The sequence below is a fragment of the Bdellovibrio sp. BIS2 genome, from assembly GCF_055398295.1.
In genome coordinates this window covers 3719878-3739276 of the sequence record NZ_AP035879.1, presented here as the reverse complement: position 1 = coordinate 3739276, position 19399 = coordinate 3719878, and the positions used below count along the sequence as shown (strand labels likewise).

At 50.7% G+C, this 19399-nt stretch carries 18 protein-coding genes; 4 read left to right on the top strand and 14 right to left on the bottom strand.

What is annotated here, in order from left to right; translation table 11 throughout:
* Positions 1-41 precede the first annotated feature (41 nt).
* From ACZ520_RS17885 to rpsB, 6 genes are all read right to left on the bottom strand, one after another.
* The gene (locus ACZ520_RS17885; RefSeq protein ID WP_088563850.1) at positions 42-866 is read right to left on the bottom strand and encodes a phosphatidate cytidylyltransferase; all 825 of its coding nucleotides are present in this window, start codon (positions 864-866) and stop codon (positions 42-44) included.
* Positions 847-1581, bottom strand: a complete 735-nt coding sequence (locus tag ACZ520_RS17880; RefSeq protein ID WP_088563851.1) for an isoprenyl transferase — start codon at positions 1579-1581, stop codon at positions 847-849. Before ACZ520_RS17880 ends, ACZ520_RS17885 begins: the two co-directional genes overlap by 20 nt.
* 18 nt (positions 1582-1599) lie before the next feature.
* On the bottom strand, positions 1600-2160 hold the full coding sequence (gene frr / locus ACZ520_RS17875) for a ribosome recycling factor (RefSeq protein WP_088563852.1): 561 nt from the start codon (positions 2158-2160) through the stop codon (positions 1600-1602).
* A gap of 13 nt (positions 2161-2173) precedes the next feature.
* Positions 2174-2887, bottom strand: coding sequence for a UMP kinase (gene pyrH / locus ACZ520_RS17870; RefSeq protein WP_011166086.1), 714 nt, complete (start codon positions 2885-2887; stop codon positions 2174-2176).
* Position 2888: 1 nt separating this feature from the next.
* Positions 2889-3815 carry a translation elongation factor Ts gene (gene tsf / locus ACZ520_RS17865; protein WP_417863149.1) on the bottom strand — a complete coding sequence of 309 codons (927 nt, stop codon included), beginning with the start codon at positions 3813-3815 and terminating at the stop codon, positions 2889-2891.
* A gap of 121 nt (positions 3816-3936) precedes the next feature.
* On the bottom strand, positions 3937-4860 hold the full coding sequence (gene rpsB, locus ACZ520_RS17860; protein WP_417868020.1) for a 30S ribosomal protein S2: 924 nt from the start codon (positions 4858-4860) through the stop codon (positions 3937-3939).
* 309 nt (positions 4861-5169) lie between these two features.
* On the opposite strand from rpsB, the gene ACZ520_RS17855 reads away from it, so the two are divergent.
* Positions 5170-6507 carry a sensor histidine kinase gene (locus tag ACZ520_RS17855; RefSeq protein ID WP_416479761.1) on the top strand — a complete coding sequence of 446 codons (1338 nt, stop codon included), beginning with the start codon at positions 5170-5172 and terminating at the stop codon, positions 6505-6507.
* Here the strand turns inward: ACZ520_RS17855 and ACZ520_RS17850 are convergent.
* From ACZ520_RS17850 to galU, 5 genes are all read right to left on the bottom strand, one after another.
* Entirely contained in the window at positions 6504-7649 is a 1146-nt protein-coding gene (locus ACZ520_RS17850) for an NAD(P)-binding protein (protein ID WP_374031529.1), read from the bottom strand. The two genes, ACZ520_RS17855 and ACZ520_RS17850, sit on opposite strands and share 4 nt — an antisense overlap.
* 52 nt (positions 7650-7701) lie before the next feature.
* Positions 7702-8511: a CFI-box-CTERM domain-containing protein gene (locus tag ACZ520_RS17845; RefSeq protein WP_232468954.1), complete on the bottom strand. Its 810-nt coding sequence runs from the start codon at positions 8509-8511 to the stop codon at positions 7702-7704.
* Between the two features lie 71 nt (positions 8512-8582).
* Positions 8583-10628, bottom strand: coding sequence for a replication restart helicase PriA (priA, locus tag ACZ520_RS17840; RefSeq protein WP_417867254.1), 2046 nt, complete (start codon positions 10626-10628; stop codon positions 8583-8585).
* Complete coding sequence (locus ACZ520_RS17835) at positions 10625-11482, bottom strand: hypothetical protein (protein ID WP_088563859.1); 858 nt, start codon at positions 11480-11482, stop codon at positions 10625-10627. The genes priA and ACZ520_RS17835 overlap by 4 nt, the downstream gene beginning before the upstream one ends.
* 10 nt (positions 11483-11492) lie before the next feature.
* On the bottom strand, positions 11493-12377 hold the full coding sequence (galU, locus tag ACZ520_RS17830) for a UTP--glucose-1-phosphate uridylyltransferase GalU (RefSeq protein WP_011166078.1): 885 nt from the start codon (positions 12375-12377) through the stop codon (positions 11493-11495).
* A gap of 131 nt (positions 12378-12508) precedes the next feature.
* Between galU and ACZ520_RS17825 the strand changes: the two genes are divergently transcribed.
* Positions 12509-13762 carry a hypothetical protein gene (locus ACZ520_RS17825; RefSeq protein ID WP_464126857.1) on the top strand — a complete coding sequence of 418 codons (1254 nt, stop codon included), beginning with the start codon at positions 12509-12511 and terminating at the stop codon, positions 13760-13762.
* Here ACZ520_RS17825 and ACZ520_RS17820 read toward each other — a convergent pair.
* Positions 13759-14865, bottom strand: coding sequence for a M23 family metallopeptidase (locus tag ACZ520_RS17820; RefSeq protein WP_088563861.1), 1107 nt, complete (start codon positions 14863-14865; stop codon positions 13759-13761). The genes ACZ520_RS17825 and ACZ520_RS17820 overlap by 4 nt on opposite strands.
* 61 nt (positions 14866-14926) lie before the next feature.
* On the opposite strand from ACZ520_RS17820, the gene ACZ520_RS17815 reads away from it, so the two are divergent.
* Positions 14927-15691, top strand: a complete 765-nt coding sequence (locus ACZ520_RS17815; RefSeq protein ID WP_416479764.1) for a PorV/PorQ family protein — start codon at positions 14927-14929, stop codon at positions 15689-15691.
* A gap of 36 nt (positions 15692-15727) precedes the next feature.
* Positions 15728-15856 (top strand): hypothetical protein, encoded by a 129-nt coding sequence (locus ACZ520_RS17810; RefSeq protein ID WP_269768125.1) that lies wholly within the window; start codon positions 15728-15730, stop codon positions 15854-15856.
* A gap of 138 nt (positions 15857-15994) precedes the next feature.
* On the opposite strand, the gene ACZ520_RS17805 is transcribed toward ACZ520_RS17810, so the two are convergent.
* Together ACZ520_RS17805 and ACZ520_RS17800 are read right to left on the bottom strand one after the other, a co-directional pair.
* Positions 15995-17356, bottom strand: a complete 1362-nt coding sequence (locus ACZ520_RS17805) for an energy transducer TonB (RefSeq protein ID WP_464126854.1) — start codon at positions 17354-17356, stop codon at positions 15995-15997.
* Between the two features lie 129 nt (positions 17357-17485).
* Entirely contained in the window at positions 17486-19348 is a 1863-nt protein-coding gene (locus tag ACZ520_RS17800) for a tetratricopeptide repeat-containing diguanylate cyclase (protein ID WP_464126852.1), read from the bottom strand.
* Positions 19349-19399 lie beyond the last annotated feature (51 nt).

The window sequence follows — 19399 nt, the reverse complement described above, 5'->3', positions numbered from 1 at the left end:
AGAAAATTAAGGGATTTTTCCTGTGGGGCTCGACGTTTCTCTTAAGACAAAAGATGAGACAGAATCAAAACTCCGCCTAAAACAACAGGACTTGCGAATAGGACGCCATCGACTCGATCCAGGACACCACCATGACCCGGCATGATTTTGCCTGAATCCTTCACATCCGCCACACGTTTCAGCAGAGATTCGAAGAAGTCTCCGAATTGACCCACAAACCCGGAAACACCACCCAGAAGCAGAAAGACACCAACACTGTTTTCCGGGAACAGGAACAACCAGCAAATCAGACCTGCGGTCACAGAACCAATGATGCCACCGACCGAGCCCTGCCAGGTTTTCTTAGGGGAAACTGAAGGCATGACTTTATTTTTGCCAAACAGCACGCCAAACACGTACGCCAAAGTGTCACCGGCAAATACAACTGCCAGCAGGAAGATGAACCAATAAAGGCCATACGCCTGATCCAGCAAACGGAATGCAAAAGAAGGCAAAAGACCCATATAGAAAAGGCCCAGAGCCGATTTTGCCTGAACAGAAGCCATGTGTTCCAGGTTGCCTTCTTTATGCGAAGACAAAAGAACCGTGATAATCATTCCGATCACGGCCAAAGAATAAACGATGGACCCCATGCTCAGGGACGTGATCGACGCAATGAAAACCGCGTAGGTGAAAATTCTGAAAAGTGTTTTGATCAGTTGGGACTTTTCACGCTGGAACAAGATGGCCGTCAGTTCCCAGTTGCCGATAACAACAATCAGACCCACCGCAATTTTAAGTCCCATCAGCCCCAACGAAACATAAAGTCCGATGATCAGGGCCAGGGCCACAATTGCAGAAACAGATCTAGTTAGGAAGCTTTTCATGGTTGTTGTCATTGGATGAGACCTTGCCATAACGGCGTTGTCTCATCGCAAAAGCCTGAAGGGCTTCGTCGAGGTGAGACTCGGTGAAGTTGGGCCACAGTACTTCTGTGAAATAGAATTCAGAGTACGCAGCCTGCCACAGAAGGAAATTCGAAAGACGCTGTTCCCCACTGGTACGGACGATCAGATCCGGATCCGGTGTCGGGAAAGTGCTCAAAGAGGAGTTGATCACGGATTCGTCGATGTCAGCAGGGGACATTTCCCCGGCCGCGATCTTTTCCGCGATTTCACGCACAGCTTGAGTGATTTCCTGGCGAGAACCATAGCTCAAGGCAAAGACCAGATTCAGGCCTGTGCATTGAGATGTGGCTTCGATGGATTTTTCGATGGCATTGGCAACATCCAGCGGAAGGCGCGACAAATCGCCAATCACCGAGAAGCGGATGTTTTCTTTAACCAGGTTGTCTGTTTCGCGTTTCAGGTAACGGCTCAGGATCAGCATCAAAAGGCTGACTTCCTCTTGAGGGCGGAACCAGTTTTCAGTGCTGAAAGCGTACAGGGTCAGGTTTTTGATCCCACGGCGTGAACACGCCGTGATGATCTTTTTTGCGACACGGGTGCCTTTGATATGCCCGAACGTGCGAGGACGGCGCTTGAGCTGAGCCCAACGACCGTTCCCGTCCATAATGATGGCAATATGCTTTGGCAAACCCATGATCTTATAAGTCCCTGATTAGATGGTCAGGATCGCTTTTTCTTTTTCGTCAGCAACCTGATCCACTTTTTTGATGAAATCGTCAGTTACTTTTTGGATGTCTGCTTCGGCTTTTTTGCCTTCGTCTTCGCTGACAGCTTTGTCTTTCTGAAGTTTTTTAACTTCATCGTTGGCGTCACGACGAGCCATACGAACAGCGACGCGTGCTTCTTCAGCGATTTTTTTAACTTGTTTCGCCAGGTCTTTACGGCGCTCTTCAGTCAGGTCAGGAACTTTCAAACGAATCACTTTACCGTCGTTCATTGGGGCCATGCCCAGTTCAGACTTGATGATCGCTTGTTCGATGTCTTTAAGGATAGCGACTTCCCAAGGTGCAATCAGGAAGGATTTTGCATCCGGAGTGGAGATAGAAGCCACCTGGGATAGCGGGGATGGAGTTCCGTAGTAGTTCACACGGATACCGTCCAGCATGGAAACCTGAGCACGGCCTGTACGAACTTTTTTAAGTTCTTCAGACAAAGAGTTCAGAGTCTTTTCCATTTTTGCTTGTGCATTCTTTTTAACGTCTGCGATAGCCATAGCTGTCTCCTTATTAATGTACCAGCGTTCCGATGGTCTCACCCTGAACGGCTTTCAGGATGTTGCCCGGTACAGTGAGGTCAAAGGTGATAATAGGAAGTTTATTGTCCATGCACATGCTGATCGCCGTGGAATCCATCACCTGAAGTCCGCGGTTGAGCACGTCGATGTAGCTGATCTTGTCGAATTTCTTCGCGTCAGCGTGTTTAGCAGGGTCTTTGTCGTAGATACCGTCCACTTTGGTTGCCTTCATGATCACCTGAGCGTTGATCTCCATGGCGCGAAGGGAAGCCGCAGTGTCGGTCGTGAAGAAAGGATTCCCGGTGCCTGCACCGAAAATCACCAGACGATTCTTTTCAAGGTGACGAATCGCTCTGCGACGGATGTAAGGTTCAGCGATTTCCGCCATTTCGATGGCAGTCTGAACACGTGTAGGAACGCCTTGTTTTTCCAAGGCGTCCTGAAGTGCCAGGGCATTGATACAGGTCGCAAGCATTCCCATATAGTCAGCACTTGCGCGATCCATGCCCTCGGCAGAGGCGGCAACACCACGATAGATATTGCCACCACCGATGACCAGGCCAATTTGAACGCCTGCTTTGTAAGCCGCTGCCACGTCCTGCGCGATCTGAGTGATCGTTGCAGTGTTGATACCAGTCCCTTGCTTTCCAGCCAGGGCTTCACCACTAAGTTTCAGCAAAATGCGCTTATAAACAGGCTCTTTCAAACTAGTGTCCTTTCATCTGAGCAGCAACTTCAGCTGCGAAGTCGTTGGTTTTCTTTTCGATACCAGCGCCCAGTTCGAAGCGAACGAAACGTTTTACAGTTACGTCTGCGCCGATTTCTTTACCAACAGCTTTCGCCAGGTCAGACACTTTCATGTCCGGGTTCTTAACGAATGGCTGATCAAGAAGGCAGTTTTCAGCAAGGAACTTGCGGATTTGACCTTCAACGATCTTTTCGATCATTTCTGGTTTTTTGCCGGACTCAAGATTTTTTGCAGTCAGGATTTCTTTCTCTTTAGCAACAACATCCGCAGGGATCTGTTCAGAAGAGATCGCCATTGGGTTCATCGCAGCGATGTGCAATGCAACGTCTTGAGCGAAAGTTTTCAATGCAGGAGCGTTTGCAGCTTCTGGCTTGGAAACGGAGGCTTCAACCATAACACCGATTTTGCCTTCGCCGTGCAGGTACGTGTGTACCAGGGAAGTTGCAGTTGCAGTGTATTTTTCCTGACGACGAAGAACGATTTTTTCACCGATAGTAGCAGTTGCTTCAGTGAACAGATCGCCAAGCTTTTTAGAAGAATCAAGAGCGTAAGCCTGAGCCAATACATCACCTTCAAGGTTAGTTTTAGCCAAGTGGGCAACTACGTTGCCAGCCAATGCTTTGAAACCATCGTTACGAGCAACGAAGTCAGTCTCAGAGTTGATTTCAACAACAACACCAGTGTTGCCGTGAAGTTCTGCGAAGACAGCGCCTTCAGCAGCAATACGGTCAGCTTTCTTAGCGGCAGCGCCAAGACCTTTTACGCGCAACCATTCAACAGCAGCATTGAAATCGCCAGAAGTCGCTTCAAGCGCCTTTTTGCAATCCATCATACCTGCGTTAGTTTTTTCTCTTAGCTCTTTAACAAGAGTAGCGGAAATAGACATTAGGAAGACTCCTTAGTTTTTTGCATCGCGAGCGGGCCGCGGATGACAATATAAATTAAGTTTTTAGATTCAGGACAAAGAAAAGGGTGGCTAGGCCACCCTTTTTTGAACGATCTGCAGATTACTCTGCGGATTCGTCAGACTGGCCTTGTTCAAGCTCAGCTTGGATCTCAACTTCTTCTGCTGTACCAGCAGCAACAAGTTTGCGAGATTTAGTGGCTTTAACAACTGCAGGACCAGCGGATTTCTTAGGAGCTTCTTTTGCTCCGGCTTTCGCGCCAGCACCACGTCTCTTAGGAGCTTCTTCCTTGCCATCTGCTTTTGCTTCTTTAGCAACGTCAGATTGCTTGTCAGTCATAGTGCGAAGTTTACCTTCCCACTCTTTAGCACCTTCAAGGTAAGCATCAGCTACCAAGTTGGAGAACAACTTGATGGAGCGGATAGCATCGTCATTGCCTGGGATCGCGTATTCAACAGACTCTGGATCAGAGTTTGTATCAGCGATAGCAACAACCGGGATGCCCAAGCGTTTAGCTTCAGCAACTGCGATGTGCTCTTTTGGCAAATCAACTACGAACATTGCGGAAGGCATTTCCTTCATGTCGCGGATACCAGCAAGGAAATCAGTCAGGCGAAGGTATTCTTTTTCAAGCTTCGCGCGCTCTTTCTTAGTCAGGTAGTTGAATTCACCTTTTTCTTTCATGGTGTCGATCTTGCGAAGACGATCGATAGAAGACTTGATCGTTTCGAAGTTCGTCATCATGCCACCCAACCAACGCTTAGTAACATAGTACTGACCGCATTTTGCTGCAGCTTCTTGGATTGGTTCGATCGCTTGTTTTTTAGTACCAACGAAGATCAAACGACCACCGTTAGCAGCGATTTCTTTTACGAACTCAGCAGCTTTGTTTGCGCGTACAACAGTCTTTTGCAGGTCGATAATGTGAATACCGCCGCGAGCTGTGTATACATAAGGTTTCATCTTTGGGTTCCAACGCTGTGTTTGATGTCCGAAGTGGACGCCAGCGTCTAGCATTTCTTTCATGGTCACTTGTGCCATGGTAGTACTTCCTTTCTGGTTAATCGTCCTCGCAGGTAGAGCCAGCTTATTTTGTTTCGCCGGAAGACCCCCTTTTTCAGTACTTGGGGGACCAGTTGATGCCTGTGAGTGCTTATTGTTGGACTCTCGGGATATCACAGGGCGCCATTGACCGCAAGCAGTCTTTAAAGCTCTTTTCTGAGACGCTTTCGTTACAAACCACGGTCTTCATTAAAAGATGTTTAGACGCACTGAATAATAGCCGATGATAAATGGGTAATCTCCCAAAATAATCCAGAACGTAAGCGGTGGGGAATGAATCAGCAACGGGGCGGTCGGAACGATCCTGAAGTGCAGCGAATCTTCCTGGAGCAATCCAGGGAAATCCACATTCGCGTCGATCGTGGTTTTTCAATTCTTCTTTTAATTCAATGGGTTGCAGCTATCGTTATGGGTATATTGCTAACCCCTACAACGTGGCTGGGAAGCTTTTCGGGGGCGGTGGAAAACGCCTTTGTGGGCCTGATTTTCGGAGGGCTTTTCAGTCTGCCCGCAGTTTACTGTGTCTATGTCTTCCCTGGGGAAAAGTGGACCCGCCATGTGGTGGCGGTCTCACAGATGTGCTTTTCGATTCTGTTCATCCATTTGTCGGGGGGCCGGATTGAGACCCACTTCCATGTCTTTGTTTCACTGGCGGCGCTGGCCTTCTATAAGGATGTCGGGCTTTTGGGGGTGGCGTCCTTTATTGTGATCACGGATCACATCCTGCGCGGGTGCATGCTGCCGATCTCGCTGTACGGGGTGGCTGAAAGCAATCAGTGGCGGTGGCTGGAGCATGCGGCCTGGATCTTGATTGAAGACATCATCTTAATCATCGGTATCGAACGCATTCGCGGTGAGCTTTATGAGATGGCCTATTCCAAATATCAACTGGTGCAGGCCCGCGAAGAGGCTTTGCAGTTATCCTCAATCAAATCCACATTCTTAAGCAATATGAGCCATGAAATCCGCACACCCCTAAACAGTATCATCGGTTTTGCGGATATTCTGCGCGACACTCATCTGGACAAGGATCAGACTGACTATGTCGGCACGATCCAGCGCTGTTCGGATTCGCTTTTACACATCATCAATGACGTTCTGGATATTTCAAAAATTGAAAACGGTCTTCTGCAAATTGACCGGCACAAATTCGATGTGAAAGAGCTGCACACAGACATCTTTAAGATCTTCGAAGCCAAGTGCCAGGAGAAAAACCTGCAGTTGAAAGTCGACATCGATCCCAGTATTCCGGCCTTTGCGATGGGGGATTCCCACCGCCTGCGCCAGATTCTGATGAATCTTGTGGGGAATGCGGTGAAGTTCACTGACAAGGGCCGTGTTTGCATCAGCCTGCAAAGGCAGCCGGGGTCAGGGCATTATGTTTGGAAGGTCGCGGACACCGGTCGGGGCATTCGTGTGGAAAATATGTCGAAATTATTCCGCAGCTTTTCTCAGGAGGATGTCACGATTTCCCGCACCTATGGCGGTTCGGGGCTGGGTCTGATGATTTGCAAAAATCTTGTTGAGATGATGGGCGGGGATATCAAAGTGGACAGCAAGCCGGGTGAGGGAACCACGTTCCACTTCACCCTGCCGTTGGAAGAGGCTTAAAGAGCAGCCTCTGTCATGGATTCAGATTCATCGGATACAGAAGGCATTTCAGCTGCTTCAACTTTGAAGCCCAAAGATGCCACGACCATTTCGGCCTGCAAAAGAGCGCCGACCAGGTTTTTCTGCTCGTGCACGGTTGCAGAGGCAATCCACAGATTTTCAAGTTCCGGCATGGTCATATTGGCGCTTAGTTTGATGTCGCCATTGCCCGCGATGATCGGAGTCACAAAGATTCTTTCAAGCTTCACGTTGTCCAAAGCTTCCGGATAAGCGCGTTTGATCTGGCGTTTGATTTTCTTCAAAGCCGTCCCCACAACTTCGCTGTCTTCAGTCACTTCCTGTTCGATGAAGGTCATCCACTGGGACGCCTGCAAAGGTGCACCCTCAACTTCAACCGGCGCATGGAACTTACCCACGCATGGGCCGATTTCATCCTGAGTGGTGCCGTTCAAAACGTGCATCGCCGTAGAGTCTGTCACCGGTTTGGCGTGGCAGATATCCAGGCACAAAGAAGTCCAGTAAGTGTTTTTAGCAAGCTTCGTGCGGGCGCGAACAGAAATCGCGTCTTCCGGAAGAAGCAAAGCCAGATCCTTCACAGAGCCAGCAAAGATGAAGTTCTGAGCGTGCACAGTCTTGGAACCGTTCACCGTGACGTGAGTCACGCGCTCGCCTTCCTGGTGGAACTTGGTCACATAAGAACGCGGCATGAAAGTGCCGGTGAATTTTTCAAACAGCATCTGGGTCCACTGATAAGGCTCCACCGCCAGATCCAGGCGTTTGCTGGAAGTGAAGTAGCTGAACTCTTCATAGAACGCAGGCGGGTTTTCACCAAAACCCAGGAAGGTTTTGAAGTTTCCGCCTTCGTAGGTCACAGGAGCTTCTTCAGAAGCTTCCGGTGCCACATTCACGTCAATCAGGCTTCCCAAAAAGCGCAGGGCTTTTTCAGAAAGCACAGAGTCCGGAACAAAGCGCAGACCGTTATTCATCGGTCCGGTCGGGAAGTTGACCTTTTTGTTGGAGCCAAAAGGAAGATCGGCCGCTTCAATCAGGGCGATATTCTTTGTTTCGCGGCTAAGTGCCGCTGCGATGCTAAGTCCGGTAAGTCCGCTGCCAATAATTGCGTAATCGTAGATATGAGCCATGCAAATACCTTCCCTCATAAGGAAGCCGCTTTGCAAGCCTCAAACGGACGAATTATCTGCTAACGCATTTAATCAAAACGCGGAGAGCGGCTCTGACTGAGGGTTTCAGCCAGGAGTGCTTATCGAGTAAGCAAGCAATGCGAGGGGAGTACTTGTAGTAGACAGCGATGAACTTTCTGCCCCAGTTGTGGGTTCGCAGTTGTGTGTCGCGGAAGGCGCGAAGCTGCATGACCTCAAAGGCGGCAGGGTTTTCAAAAGCCGAGGTTGCGATAAAGCAACGAGGGCGTTCCTTGTCGGACATCTTCAGGAACTGTTTTACGATCTGTGGGTTCTTGGCGGTTTTCTGGAACGACTCAGCCTTGCGGATGATGTCCGGATAAATCGGCGTGAACTGGATGAACATGGAAAGCTGTTTCGCAGCGTTCATCATGCGATCCTGATACTTTTCATGCGTGTCATAGATACGCAGCAAGTCCCAGTACACCGACGCCACCACGGTCAATTCGGTCGTGCGCGCGCTTTCCTTGAAAGCTTCCGGCTTCAGCTTTTCGCCTTTTTTGATGTCAAAAACGATGTCCAGAATTTTCAAATATTTTTCGTAGGAAATGGCGGCTTCAGAATAAAGCTTCTGACCCATGCACATGCGCGCTTTTTTAATCAGCATCACACGGCTTTTCCAAAGCTGCAGGCGGTGCTGCTCGCGGGCCCGTTCCTGCTGCATCAACACACCACCACTGCTGGTGGCGACGGTGCGCTTCAGGTCTGAAATGCATCCCGCACAAACCTGTGGAGGCAAATTGCTTTCGCCAGCGGCCTGAAGCTTACTGATAAGCTCCGGATCCACCGGGTGCAATTCGGTCACTTGTATTCCACATCGCGGGCATTGAATCATTTCATTGGTCCTTAACCTTCTATTTTAGGTAAGGGCCGTCACTAAAGCAAACTCATTGGATCGATATCGATTAATATTTTGACCCCTGAAGGAACCCAATCCTGGTCACCCAGGAGTTGTCTTGAAAAGGGATTCGCGGCTGCGGGCTGCGTAGTTTTTATTAGAAGATGATATCGGAATTGGCCTCGCAGTTTCGACAGCGGAGCCTCTGCCGGGCCCAAGACTTCAATCGAGCCATATTGCGGGAACTGAGTTTTTAAAGCCTGAGCTCTTCTGGCCAATAGTCTCGCGGTTTCCTCAACCTGTCCCAGTTTGGTCCCTTGAATGCGGAAGCTGACCAAGCGACCCATCGGGGGGTAATGAAGGGCCGAGCGGATTTCCAGTTCATGCGTGGCAAAGCCTTCAAAGTCATGGTTCTTTGCAAACGTGATGCTGTCGTGTTCGGTGTTGAACGTCTGAATGATCACAAGCCCGGGGCTTTCTCCGTCTTTGACGTGTCGACCACTGCGGCCGCTCATCTGTGTGATCAGTTGAAAACTTCTTTCGGTGGCGCGGAAATCAGGAAGGTTGAAGCCCACATCTGCCAGCACCAATCCCACCAGCTTCAGCTTCGGGAAATCCAAACCTTTGGCGATCATTTGGGTGCCGACCAGAATGTCGATCTCACCGGATTCCATGTTGGCAATCAGATCTTCCAGATCTGCACGGCTTTGAATCTCATCCCGGTCTGCGCGGGCAATTTTTTTACCCGGGAACAGGCGGGTCAGATCCGTTTCCAAAAGCTCGGTGCCCAGGCCGATGGCTTCCAGTTGGCCTTCTTTGCAGTCGGGACATTTGGTTTTGAAATTTTCGTGATAGTCGCAATAATGACAAATCAAATGCGAGTGCGCATGCAGGGTCAGTGAAATATCGCAGTTGGGGCATTCCCGCGTGTGACCACAGGCCGGACACACCACCATCTGGGCAATGCCACGACGATTCAGGAACAACGCGGCCTGATCACCGCGATCCAATACCTGATGCATGCGCTCGTACAGGTCGGGGCTGAGCCAGAACGGCAGATGCGAGTACTTGGTGATGGCTTTTTGTTTTTCCTCGTCATCGGATTTCAATTTTCTTAAATCAATGACTTCAATGTCCGGCAAGGCACGATTGGCCACACGACGGCTAAGGCGGTGCAGGTGATACTTGCCTTCCACCGCGTTCTTCCACGTTTCAAGGCTTGGTGTGGCGGAACCCAGCACGACCGGGCAGTTCATTTGTTTGCCGAGCATCACGGCGGCATCGCGGCCGTTGTATTTCAGTTTTTCATCCTGCTTGAAGCTGGGTTCATGCTCTTCGTCGACGATGATCAGGCCCAGGTTGTCGATCGGGCAGAATAAAGCGGACCGTGCGCCGATCAGAATGGATTTTCGTCCCTCGACGATGTCCCACCACTGATTGGTGCGTTCGCGATCAGTCAGTTGGGAATGTAAAGCTGCAATCTTGTCGCCGAATCGGCGTGCAAAACGCTGAATCAACTGCGGGGTCAGAGAAATTTCCGGCACCAGCACGATGCCCCGTTTGCCTTCGGAAAGCACCTTGTCCAAAAGACGCAGGTACACTTCAGTTTTACCAGAACCCGTCACACCAAAAAGCAGGTGCGTGGAAAAATTGGAAAACTTCGCAATGCTTTCAAAGCACGTTTGTTGTTCGTCTGTTAGGTGCAGGGCGGAATCCGCTTCCAGTTGCGGGATGACCGGTGGTCGCTTCGAGGCGCGCTGCTTTTCGGATTTTCGTAAAGGTGGAAAAGCCGATTGCACGACCTGACCCACGGGGTGCAGATAATACTGCGCCAGCCATTCCAGCCACTTTACATAGGGCTCTGGCAGGGGTGCGTATTCTTCCACAATACTATCCACAGCCTTGACTTCAAACTCGGGAACTTCCTGAGTCGGACCCAAAATCAGGCCGTGAACTTTTCGTCCCCCGCGGCCCAACGGCACGGTGACAAGCTGGCCTCTTTGCAGAGGCAGATCAGAGCTGTAGGTCAATGCCTCGGGAAGAGGAGCGTCGGCCGCAACTTTCCAAAGTTGCGTCGAACTCATCTAAACCTCGTGTAGAACTCCGTGATAACGTCTTTCGTTGCCAAAGAGTTGATGCCATCCCATTTCAGGTTCGCATCCAAAGAGGAAGGCTGGAACAGCGCCACCGCCGTTTGTGGACGGGCCGAAGCGCTGATCAAGCGGATGGTCACAGTGTTGTTGCCCCAGCGAATCGTGCGGGAGCGCGGATAAGAAAGATTTCGGGCGAAATTGTTATAGTTGTTCGCGCTCATCTCCACCTGGCTTGGCAGGCGCAGCTTGCGCACGACGAACTCATCCTGCTGAATCCAGATCCCCGGCGAACCGGCTTCCTGATCCACCGGCGTCGCCACACCCAGCGCGTAGTTCACGACGCCCCCGGTGCGGGAAAAACGCACCCAGCTTTCCGGGTCATGTTTGATATCGGCGGCATTTTTTGGAAGAGGCTTCTTGTTGAATGCACCTGCGGGAACAATTTTGAAATGCGCCAGGGTGTTGGCGAAGATTTCCGGATTGCGCATGTTCAGGAATTTTTCCAAAAACTCTTCCGGCAGCTTTTCGCTTTTGCGGTTGCCGCCGGTCATGCTCCACTTCTGGCCGCCATTATAAACAAACTGCAGACGGAAAGAGTTTTGCAAATCCTTTCCGCCAGTCACGGTCAGGCGCAGGGTGCGGTCGCTGTCGACCAGCCAGGTTTCTTTTACCAGGGTTGTTTCTTCGCCATTGGAAAACTGAACTTCCTGTTCGATGGCGTAAATGCCGGAACCGGCGTTCTCGCTGGTTTTTTGCAAAATTGTGCGAGTCGGAAGAATGTACGCCGTCGCCAAAGCTGGCAGCAGCAAAGTGGAAAGGGCGGCGGAGAAAATCATTTTCTTCATCGGGGACTCCTTACTTCAGTTTTTCAGCCAGGCTTAGAATATAGGATTTCAGTTCCTGATTCAGTTCCGGACTTTGCAAAGCCAGTTCAATATTGGCCTGCAGGTAACCTAGCTTGTCGCCAGCATCAAAGCGCTGTGCGGTGAAAGTCATGGCGTTCAGTCCATGCTGGGCACAAAGCACCTTCATGCTGTCAGTCAGTTGGATTTCGCCATTCAGGGTTGGTTTGGCATTTTGCAGAATATCCATGATCGCATTGTCGAAAACATAACGACCCGGAAGAGCCCAGCGGCTGTTGGTTTCACTGGCTTTGGGTTTTTCGACCAAAGAAGTCACTTTGAAGAAGCCCGTGGATTTTTCCTCGATCTCGGCAATGCCGTACTTGGAAACGTCTTTGTCTTCAACCTTCATGACCGAAATGGTGGAGGTTCCGGTTTCTTCAAAAGAGCTGACCAATTGGGAAGTCACATTCGGTTCACCGTGGAAGCCCATGGTGATTTCATCCCCCAGAAGAACCGCAAAGGGTTCTTTACCGACAATCGGAAGACCGCAAAGCACGGCGTGCCCCAGGCCCATGGCTTGCTTTTGGCGGATGCTGATGATGTTGGCGGAATCGCGGATGCGGGTCACACGCTCAAGCAGCTTCTCTTTGCCGTCCTTTGCCAGTTTGTCTTCCAGTTCGTAGGATGTATCGAAGAAATCCTCGATAGCATGTTTGCCACGCCCGGCAATCAGGATGATGTCCTCAATCCCGGCTTTCACGGCTTCTTCCACCACATACAGAATGATCGGAGCGTCCACGATGGTCAGCATTTCTTTCGGGACAGTCTTGGTGGCAGGCAGGAAACGGGTTCCGAGGCCGGCAGCGGGGATAATGGCTTTTTTAACTCTTGGCATAGACTATAAAATCTCAAACGTTTCATTCTAAGACAAGCCTTAACGAGGCCTGTCTCAATATGAAAAAGACTGCTGTTTTTCGCCAATATGCCGAAAAGAGATATGTTAGTCTAGGTACAGGGGAGTATTCCATGAAAGTGCGTTTTAAAAAGGCGACCTGGCGTGCAGCGGGCGGCATCTTTGCCTCCTTCGTGCTGATTGTGTCGTTCCAGAACTGCGGAAAGGCCGGATTTGATTCGGACCTGGGCAGTGAGGTGGAAGCCGGCCTGACAGATGCTGAACTTTCAGCGAAATATGGTTCCACAACCGGGGCCAAAGTATCCGCCATTCCATTTGCGTTTGATGCAGGGTTTGACACGATTACTTATAACTCCTGCGCGGACACTCATTTGCGCAACAATCCCGCTTTCTTTTCCATTAAAGCTGGTGCCTACAGTACCGGTGGTATTAAACTGACGAATGAATTCTTTGATTACGCGGATACGAATTTCAATCCCGTGTATCCGGCGACCGAGCTGACTGAAAACCAGTACAAGGAATATCTGGCGGACTCTCCGGCCAACAATGGTGCGGTGGCGACGATGGCGATTCGTGTGAAAAACAGCCTGACGGATGTTTACACAGCCACGAACAAACTGACGTTGTGGACCGATGTGATCCCGCTGGTGGCGCCCTTGACAGATTCCCTGGTGATGGATTCTTTTGCTCAGAAAAACACGACTGCGAACTATTTTCCGTTCTCGCCTGAATCCCGTGTGATGGAAGCTCAGATGAGTTTCAACTCCAGTGAATCACTGGCGAACGAATACCGCAGTACTTTCATGACGGCGGCTATCTTGAGTTTGACCTTTATGCCCAACAATGGCGAGCTTTATGAAGTTCGTGCGCCAGCGGCAACAGCGCCCGTGAAGACGGCGTATGGTAAAGGGTATTCCATGGTGTTTACACCAGCTGCGGTTGTCGGTGCGGCGGTGAACAATCCGAATAATATTCTTTCCAGTATTACGGAATATGATCTGCAGAATCCGACGACAGTGACTAAGAACTGGAACTGTAGTCGTGCTTACAAAATCATTCGAACCCAGGATGCCTCTTCACTTTGTCCGGCACAGTCTTACAATGACATCTCGGGCAACGCCACTTACCGTTCTGAATTGGCAGTGATGCGCCGTCATCTGCGTGCGGATCAGTGGGACGTGAATGTGGCCTTGAAGTGTGTGGTACCGAAGGGCGGGGTTTCTTGCTACAAGGAAGAATCCATCAATGGCGCGCCGGTTGTTGAGTATACATTGTCAAATGAATGCTTCCGCGAAAACGGAAGCTATTCAACCACGGTTCCCAACAGCCGTTGCATGCACTGGGTGACCGTGTGCACGCGTGACTAGTTTGCAGCTACGCGCGCTTCCAGCATCGCTTCCATGTGCGATGGATAAGATTTGATGTATTTGATAGGGTCGACCATTCGACCCTTTTTCTTTACCGCGAAATGCAGATGCGGGCGGGTGCAGTAACCTGTGCAACCCACTTCACCGATTCTTTCCCCGGCAGAAACTCTTAAGCCCTGGCGGATTCTTTTATCAATGCGATGCAGGTGATTATAGGCCGTTTCCATCCCATTGGAGTGCAGCAGGATGATATAGTTGCCCGCGGCGTGATTGCGCCCATAACGGACCACTGTGCCCTTGCGGGGAGCATATACCGGCTCGCCCACCGGAAGCTCAAAGTCGATTCCCAGGTGCGGTTGCAGGCGTTTGGTGATCGGATGAACGCGGTTGGGTTTAAAGCGGCTGGCGATTTTCAGATAATCTACTGGTGCATAGAACGGCTTGTTTTCAAGCAGGTCGCCGGCGGCAAAGAAGACGCCTCCACCTTTGTTGTTACGGACAAACTTTTTCTGAACTGGTCGGCCATTGATATCCAGTGAAGTCTGCAGAACCTCTCCGTATTTCACGAACTGACCCTGTTCGAACTTTCTTTCCACCACCAGCCAGAAATCAGCGCCACGGCTGACGGCTCTGGGGGCGATATCAAAGGCATAGGCATCCATAAAGCGGGTCGCCACCCAGTTGCTGTTGATTTTGGAAAGGATGCTTCCCAGCAGGGATCCGTACACTTTTCCTTCCACGCGTGCATGGCTGATTTTGTACTGCGGATCATAAGCGAAGGCCTGAACCCTGCCGGATTTTTTAACGATGCGGAAAGCGTCCGAAGTTTGAGAATCAAACATGCGCAGCTCGGTTTCGCCCTTGGATTGGCGAACCAGATAGCGTGTGTCGAGAGTGAGGAAGAGGTTGCGAAGCTTGCTGTTTGAGCCTACAACTGATTCACGTTCACTCTGAGAAAAGCCATGCTGGCGCAGAATTGAAATCAGATTGTCGCCAAGACGAACAGGTTTTGCGGTAAATGTGCTGGCTCCGGCCTGGGCCGATTGATAGGATGTGAATGCCAAAAGAAATGCACTCACTAGTGTTACGAGGTGAAGATTCATGATGCCCCATCCTTTGAGCTTGTTAAAAAAACTTCCTGTTTTTTTCTGCTTTTATCTTATCGTGAACGTGGCCCATGCCCAAGTTTATAATTCCTCGACATCCGCAGCCACAGGTGGAACTGGACGTGCGACGGTGGAACCTGGTGATGTGTCATTCATGAATCCGGGTACTATGGTGCACTTAAAAGGCCGTCACTTCTTTTCTTCCTTCGCGGAAAATCAATTCGCTGTCAGTTTGAGCGATAACACAAAAGACAGCGCGATGCCGGCGGCACTGGCCTTCGTCAAAAAAACTTCGGACGTGTCGCTGGGTCAGTTGGAAGAAAGTGATCTGACTTTGACTCTGGCGGAATTTGCGACGGAAAAGTGGGCGATGGGTGTGACGGGTCACTATCGTGAACAAAAACTTCCGAATACTTCTTATCGTCAGACCAATGCAGATATCGGCTTCATCTACACACCTCGCGCGAACATCGGTCTGGCTTTGGTGGGGTATAACTTGTTCGGTGAAGATAAAGATGCTCCTGAAGAGCTTCGCCGCAAAACCTCAGCCGGGGCGGGATTCAACTATATCCACAACCGCATGGTCCGTTTCCGTCTGGATGCCACGACGGAATCAGAAGTCATGGGGGGCCTTGAAACTTATGTGAACAATTTTTTGGTCAGCCGTCTGGGGTACTATAACGACACCAATGACAATAGGGAGCTTCTGACGGCCGGATTGGGCTTTAATGGCCCTAGATTCGCTTTGAACTATGCCTATGAAGGAAATCCCAAGGAGTCTGGGGATTACAGGCATTCAGTTGACTTGGGGATTCCGTTTTGATAACTAACTCATTCCGTTAAAAACCTAGGGGATAAAATGGCTTCAAAAACAAAAAAGACTGAATATATTCGCGAAAGAAAAAAAGCGACTAGCGGCAAAAAGCGTAAAGCTGCAGCTCGCACTAAGGGCACTACTAAATCTGCAAAGACTCTTTTCAAAGACTAATTGTCTTCTGATTTAAAGCACTTAGATCAAAGCCCCTGGAGACGTCCAAGGGCTTTTTTTTATGCTTAAAACGCCCTGGTAAGGGGCTGAAACGAAAAAAGGGCTCCGTCTGGAGCCCTTTTGTTTTTTTGTCTGTTCTTATCTCTGACCAACGCTGCGTCGCAACATCCCACCATCTTCCACTGCGCCACCTTTAAGGTCCCAGCGGAACGGCAGTTCAACCCAGCCTTCCTGACCTGGATAGAAGCGCCATTTTTTCAGCGCCGCCAGAGTCTTAGCATCCAGATTGCGGAAGCCGGTCGATTTCATCATTTTGAACTGCTGAGGATAACCCTCTTTCGTGATGTAGGCGTAGAAGGCTACGGCACCCTGATCGCCGCGACGACGTTCTTCGCGTGAATATTGCGGGCGCGGGTTGCCGGGCATTTGACGAAGCTGATCCAGACTGCGAACTCCGGTTGGAGTTCCCGCCAGTTGTGTGCCCTGACCCGGAGAACCTGCGTTTCCGGCGCCTGCACCTTTACCCATACCACGTCCGTTACCTTCGCCACCAAGACCGGCTTTTTTACTGCGCGCTTCGCGTTCCGCAGCTTCACGAGCGGCTGCTGCCATTGCCGCCGCACGTTCGTTGGCTAAAGCCGAAGCAATTGCCTTGGAGTTTCTTTGGCGCAGGTCTGCTTGTTGCGCAGCCAGTTGGTCCGCTTCCGCTTTGTTTTCTTCATCCAAAGCGGCCAGAGTTTCATCCTGCTCGGAGGCAAGGGCCGCCGCCAGTGCATCCATGGACTTCTTTTCATTTTCGATCGCCGCCCCTTGAGCGCGATCCATGTTATCGAAGTCCTCGTTGAAGTCTTCATTCATGCTGGAGGCCACGGCGTGTTTAGCCAGTTGGCCTTCATCCAGTTCTGGAGCTTCAATATCATCAATCGTCATTGGAACAGCTTTGAACGCCGTTTTTGGAGCCACACTGCGACCGCCCTTGGCTGCCGCCACAGACGCTTTCGCAGCAGATTTAGTGGCCTTTACTGGAACAGCTTTCGGAGCTTTTGCCACGTTCTTGGCTTTGGCTTCCGCTTTAGGTTTGGCAACAACCACATCACCCGGGCTGCCGGCGTCTTCGAGCTTTTCAACCACTGGAGTGTCTGCCGCAACTGGAGTTCCACCTTGAGTCGGCGGCACTTTTGCTCCACGAGGAGTGATCATTCGTTGAGGCACGTCTTCGATTTCAATCGTGATGGTTTCAGTTTTTACCTGCTCAACCAGGGGCACAGTGATCATTGCCACGATCAGGATTGCCGCCGCGTGAATGGTCGCAGAGATAGTCAGGAAGCGAGAGGTTTTGCTTTGTTCCGGTTCGCGGTGAGCCAACAGGAAGGCATCAAAATCAATAGCCGTATTGTCGGCAGCAGACTTCTTTGCCGGGGCAAAGTCAGCATTAGGCAGCTTGTAGTCGAACAGACTTAGCTGATCTTTTGACTTGTCATTATCGAGGTTAAAACCCATAGGCACTCCTGTAGCTATCCAAGAGTGCATTATCAATTCCCGGGCCACCCCTGCTGGGGCTGGTTTGCAGCTCGGGGGTGGTGGGCCTGTACTTATTTCAGGGGTGTTAGGGCGATTGTCAGTAAATAACTAAGATACCAACCGCAAGCTCACACCGTTACGGCCATTCTGTTTGACGGAATAAAGGGCTTCGTCGGCCTGTTGAATCAGGCTGTCGATACTGTTTTGTTTGTCGGTGGCGGTATAACAGGAAACTCCCGCACTGACCGTCACAGTCAGGTTTGGCGCCAGATCTGTAAAGTCACAAAGGGAAATCTCGCGACGAATGCGTTCGGCGACTTCTTTTGCCGGCAGCGGATCGGTGAATGGTAAAATCGACAGAAACTCTTCGCCGCCAATGCGTCCGATCATGTCGCCCTTGCGCAAAGCTTTCTTGCCAATATCAGCAACACGTTTGATCACCTCATCACCCACGGCATGTCCGAAGGTGTCGTTGATGCGTTTGAAGTGATCGATATCAAAGATAATCACCGACATGCCTTTGCCCTGTCGTTGCGAGGTGCTGAGGCTTTGTGCGCCGTATTCCAGCACATGACGACGGTTCGGGATGCGGGTCAGCTCGTCCGTCATCGCCAGTTCGCGCATGCGACGGGCGGTGCGCACCTGACGGATGGTGAAGATCGCCGTCACACTGAGCAGCAACACCACCAGACTAAGAGACATCAGTTGCAGGCGTTGAATGCGATGAGCATCCTTTAGCTGTCTTTCCTGGGACTGGTTCTGCGCCTTCAAAATCCTGTTAGCCTCTTCCTTTTTGCTCAGATCAAATTTGAAATTCAACTGGCGCAGTTGCTCATCGGCGCGGATCAAGTGCATCTGGTCTGAATACTTTTTAAAGCCTTCCAAAGCTGCATAGGCCTGCTTCCACTGACCCGAGCTTTGATAGATGCGGCTTTCTTCCGAGAAAATATCCGCCGCCAACTGCACTGAATTAGGGTTGCTGTTCAGGCCGTGGGCCTTTTTCAAATTCAACAATGCTTGTTTGTTGTCGCCCAGCTTTGCATAAGTTCGACCCAACTCAAAATACAACTGCCCCAGAGATTTGGGCAGGTTCATGCCTTCCAGAGTAGTCACCGCTGTCTTCAGATGCTCCAGCGCCTTCAGCGGCTGGTTCATGCTGTTGTAAAGGCTTCCCAGGGCGCGCTCGACAACGGCGATGGACTTGGTATTGCCAAGTTCGCGATGAATCTTCAGGGACTCTGTGAAGTGCTCGCGTGATTTTTCAAACTGGTTCAGGTCTTCATAGCGGCGGCCCATGTTGTAAAGAACGACGGCGACGTTGCGGGTTTTGTTCAGGTCGCGATTTTTTTGCAGAACTTCAGCGAAGTATTCCAAAGCGCGTTCGTGTTCCCCCATGCGTCCGTAAAGCACCGCGATCGAGTTCAAAGTGATGCGCTCTTCGTTTGAGTCCTGCAGCTTTTTGAAGATTTCTTTGGCTTGCAACAGATGCTTCAGACTTTCCGAAAACTGATTTTGATAGGATAGCAACTGACCCATGTTCAGGTGTGCCTTGCCTTGCTGGGCGGGCAGGTTCAGCTTGCGGCTTTTTTCCAGCAGATAGGTCAGGCCTTCCATCGCCTTGGTCGCCTGGCCCGAGGCCTCCAGCGCTGAAAAATGACAAAGCTCCAGATTCATCAGCACATTAGGTGGCAAAGAAGCGTGACCCAGATAAGGGCTGGTGGATTTTAATGCTTCTTTCGGATCGTCATTGTCGACCAGGATCTCGCATTTCAGCAGATCCTTTTCGGCCAGCAGCAGGGGTTCGTTTTTCGCAGCCGAGTTTTCAATCAGTGAAAGCAAATGCAGCGCTTTGCGAGGATCAGTCCCCGCAAGGGATTTGGCTTCGTCGATCAAAGATGTCGTCGAAGTTGCAAAAACGGAGGAACTGAAGAGCAGTCCCAGAATGATACAGCCGGCTGCCAGTACGTGCATACTTCCAGATTCATCGGACAAAGCCGGGCTGGACTAAAGTGTTTGCCGGTT

Bases quoted from the DNA above. Each gene is read 5' to 3' on its own strand.
- galU (WP_011166078.1), bottom strand. From the start codon at position 12,377: ATGCCAAGAGTTAAAAAAGCCATTATCCCCGCTGCCGGCCTCGGAACC.
- ACZ520_RS17835 (WP_088563859.1), bottom strand. From the start codon at position 11,482: ATGAAGAAAATGATTTTCTCCGCCGCCCTTTCCACTTTGCTGCTGCCA.
- ACZ520_RS17855 (WP_416479761.1), top strand. From the start codon at position 5,170: ATGAATCAGCAACGGGGCGGTCGGAACGATCCTGAAGTGCAGCGAATC.
- ACZ520_RS17850 (WP_374031529.1), bottom strand. From the start codon at position 7,649: ATGGCTCATATCTACGATTACGCAATTATTGGCAGCGGACTTACCGGA.
- ACZ520_RS17800 (WP_464126852.1), bottom strand. From the start codon at position 19,348: ATGCACGTACTGGCAGCCGGCTGTATCATTCTGGGACTGCTCTTCAGT.
- ACZ520_RS17880 (WP_088563851.1), bottom strand. From the start codon at position 1,581: ATGGGTTTGCCAAAGCATATTGCCATCATTATGGACGGGAACGGTCGT.
- tsf (WP_417863149.1), bottom strand. From the start codon at position 3,815: ATGTCTATTTCCGCTACTCTTGTTAAAGAGCTAAGAGAAAAAACTAAC.
- priA (WP_417867254.1), bottom strand. From the start codon at position 10,628: ATGAGTTCGACGCAACTTTGGAAAGTTGCGGCCGACGCTCCTCTTCCC.
- ACZ520_RS17810 (WP_269768125.1), top strand. From the start codon at position 15,728: ATGGCTTCAAAAACAAAAAAGACTGAATATATTCGCGAAAGAAAAAAA.
- ACZ520_RS17820 (WP_088563861.1), bottom strand. From the start codon at position 14,865: ATGAATCTTCACCTCGTAACACTAGTGAGTGCATTTCTTTTGGCATTC.
- ACZ520_RS17885 (WP_088563850.1), bottom strand. From the start codon at position 866: ATGAAAAGCTTCCTAACTAGATCTGTTTCTGCAATTGTGGCCCTGGCC.
- rpsB (WP_417868020.1), bottom strand. From the start codon at position 4,860: ATGAAAGAAATGCTAGACGCTGGCGTCCACTTCGGACATCAAACACAG.
- ACZ520_RS17825 (WP_464126857.1), top strand. From the start codon at position 12,509: ATGAAAGTGCGTTTTAAAAAGGCGACCTGGCGTGCAGCGGGCGGCATC.
- ACZ520_RS17805 (WP_464126854.1), bottom strand. From the start codon at position 17,356: ATGGGTTTTAACCTCGATAATGACAAGTCAAAAGATCAGCTAAGTCTG.
- frr (WP_088563852.1), bottom strand. From the start codon at position 2,160: ATGGCTATCGCAGACGTTAAAAAGAATGCACAAGCAAAAATGGAAAAG.